Here is a 2,804-nt window from a genome sequence, read left to right as displayed (position 1 = left end):
TAATTACCTTGGTGTCATCTGGTGTGACAGCAACGGCATTTACGGAGTCACCATGACCACTGAGGGTAGATAGTAAGAGTCCAGTAGGGGGAGTTAAGGTAGCTGTCAAGCTACGCAAACAAGTAGTTTCAGTTTCTGGTATCTGTTGTAATAATCGTTGAATGTCTGGGGTATCAAACTCTAGTAAACGCCCTGACAGTTGCCCTGCTAATTGATTTGGATCTTGACTTAAGATATGTGTTGATAGTCGCAACGCTCCCTGAATTAACTTCAGGGATTGTATCGTTTGCTGACTGTAGTCTGGATGAGATAAGTCTATATCATCAATCAATTCATAATCTTCAATCAGTGCCTTGACGCCCAATTCAGGATGATTAATTTTGGCTTCAATAAAATCATAGTCACTTAAGATAATAAATAATTCTTTAATTCGATTAGCTTTTAAGAATTGACTTGGAGATTTTCTCAATAAAAGTGCTTTTTCATCTGATCGTAATTTAGCTAACCTGCTGCGAATATTAATCATCACCAAACAGTACTCCTATCATCTTATCGGCAACTTCAGCACTAATATCTGGTAAATTCACCCCCGCCGCTTCCACAATATCCTGACGATGCAAAAAATCTCGGAAACTTTCGTGATAAAATCGATAAAGTGGTGCTTGATCGCTTTCTTGCTTTTGTAAAAATTGTGCCCATCCATCAAGCACTTCCTGCACGGTTAATTCATCTTGGTTAGAATACTTGGCAATTACTTGACGGGAAACAGCATCACCTAACTCACACATCACATAAATAATTTTAATTTTCTCCCTGGGTAAAGGCTTGGTTGTCATCCCCATCAGTTGCCAATGGTTTTCATAATAGCCTTGTAATCCTACCGGTAATTCATCCAAGGGTTTATCATTATAAAAGCCATCAGCGATTGCTGGCAAAACACAGCGCAAATACATAAAGTTATTTTCGCTTTTTACGGCAATCTCTTCCACAAACTCCTGATTAGAGAGGGCACGTTGCTTTTCAATCCACTGACTCAAGCCCTGTTGATACTCTCCATGCTCCAGCAATTGCCAAATATACTCCTTTACATCCCGATGGCTTTGTTGGGAGTTTTCCCTTAAATCCAATTTTTGGGTTGGTGTACTTGGTGATAACTGCAGCCTTTTCTGATTCTGATGATACGGTCTTCTGGTCAAGATAAAATAAATACCTTCTGGTAAAACTTTCGGTAAATATAAAAGATTACCAGCTCCTTCTTGGTCAACTTCATCCAAGGCATCCACAACAATCACCAACCGTTCACCAGCAGATAATTTTTCCCTAACCTTAGCCAACAAGGTTGATAACTCAGCATCTTGAGCATCTAGCAACTGGTAACGAGTTATCAATTGTTGATGGATTTTCCTTAGGAATAATTCTGGACGATTCATGCCTTCAGCACGACTATTAAAAAAGCAAATTGCGTCTGGGTTGTCTGATACATACTTAGCAGCAATGGCACTTTTACCCATCCCAGCATCACCAATAACAGTAAAGTAGCCCTGAGCAGTTTTGCTGAAGAAGGTTTCAATAGCCTTAAAGACGAACTGACGTCCGCAAAATAAGTGAGTTTTGTCTTGAATAAATTGTTCAAACTCTGGTGGTAACTGCTGTTGAGGCTCCCAGTCTTTTCTGTCAACGATATCAGTTGGTTTAAGATTTAGAACATTGCAAATATTTCTAACTGCCCATCTTTCCACTCCATGGGGACAATCTTTAGTACCAAGCAAGCGCTGAAAGGTATCCACAGAAACATGGGCTTGCTCTGCTAATGTCTTTTGATTCAGTCCAGCGTCTTTGTAAGCTTGTCTGAGTCTGGCTTTACCTTGCTGACTCGATCGCACTTTGTCAGATTCACGCATTTTGATTTTAGGGAGTCGGGAGTCGGGAGTCGGGAGTCGGGAGTCGGGAGTCGGGAGTCGGTAAGCATTCAGCGGTCAGCGGTCAGCGGTCAGCCGTTAGCTTTGTGGCACAGGCTTCGACGTTGTGACTTTACGCTTACCTGTTTTCTTCAAAAGTTCCGTAGCTTGCCCATAGCCCATAAGCTGATAGCTGATACGCGACACGCTGATAGCTGAATGCTTAATTAGGGCAGATAGGTTTTCTTGATTTACCTATTTGCCCTAATCTATTTTACAGCATTTTTCATAGCTATGAGGTACAGAATATTTTTTCCCTCTTCCCTTTTCTTTCTTCTCTGCTCTTTCCCCCCCTTATTAAGGGGGGTTAGGGGGGATCGCTGCTCCCTGCTCCCTAAAAGCCAATAGGGCAAAACCTAACATCAACTAAACCCATTTGCCCTTGCTGTAGATAGTTTCCTCTGAATAAGATACGAATATCAGCAGCAAACGATAGAAGATTGAGGAGATCAACAATGGCATTTATTTTTTCTAAGAAGCGACAAATTAAGGATGACAACCGTGATCTCAAAAGTGATATCAAAGAAGAAATCATCCGGGAATTATTACGACAAGTAAGACATAGTTACAACCTTGCCCTTGGTGTAACTGCGGCATCAGCGTTGATGACTTTATGTGGTGTCGGGCTTTTGTATATTGACAAAGTGTCGGAAGCAAGCTTGACAGCATCGGGCGGAGTTTTGGGGACTATTACTAGTGTCCAATTCGCGAAGGATTCCAAGGAAGAGTTAAAGGAAATGAGGGAGAAATTGTTAGATGAAACCTAAGCATTCAGCCGTCAGCTATCAGCCGTCAGCCGTTGGCCACAAGCCTTTAGCTGTTTCCGTAGCGCATTAGCTGATAGCT

The 2,804-nt window shown here is 41.7% G+C and carries 3 protein-coding genes and 1 pseudogene; 2 read left to right on the top strand and 2 right to left on the bottom strand.

Annotation, left to right across the window (positions count from 1 at the left end; translation table 11 throughout):
• Positions 1 to 526 (bottom strand): annotated as a pseudogene (locus F6K38_RS38870) (WD40 repeat domain-containing protein); the annotation flags it as partial.
• On the bottom strand, positions 519 to 1,901 hold the full coding sequence (locus F6K38_RS38865) for an AAA family ATPase (RefSeq protein ID WP_287360270.1): 1,383 nt from the start codon (positions 1,899 to 1,901) through the stop codon (positions 519 to 521). The pseudogene F6K38_RS38870 and the gene F6K38_RS38865, both read right to left, overlap by 8 nt.
• Here F6K38_RS38865 and F6K38_RS38860 point away from each other — a divergent pair.
• Both F6K38_RS38860 and F6K38_RS38855 read left to right on the top strand, forming a co-directional pair.
• Positions 1,866 to 2,117, top strand: coding sequence for a hypothetical protein (locus F6K38_RS38860; RefSeq protein WP_287360268.1), 252 nt, complete (start codon positions 1,866 to 1,868; stop codon positions 2,115 to 2,117). The genes F6K38_RS38865 and F6K38_RS38860 overlap by 36 nt on opposite strands.
• 296 nt (positions 2,118 to 2,413) lie before the next feature.
• Positions 2,414 to 2,725: a TRADD-N-associated membrane domain-containing protein gene (locus F6K38_RS38855; protein ID WP_287360267.1), complete on the top strand. Its 312-nt coding sequence runs from the start codon at positions 2,414 to 2,416 to the stop codon at positions 2,723 to 2,725.
• Positions 2,726 to 2,804 lie beyond the last annotated feature (79 nt).

Source organism: Moorena sp. SIO3B2, assembly GCF_010692525.1.
Classification (GTDB): Bacteria; Cyanobacteriota; Cyanobacteriia; order Cyanobacteriales; family Coleofasciculaceae; genus Moorena; species Moorena producens.
The sequence above is the reverse complement of the archived record's forward strand: the minus strand, read 5'-3'. Positions and strand labels throughout refer to the sequence as shown.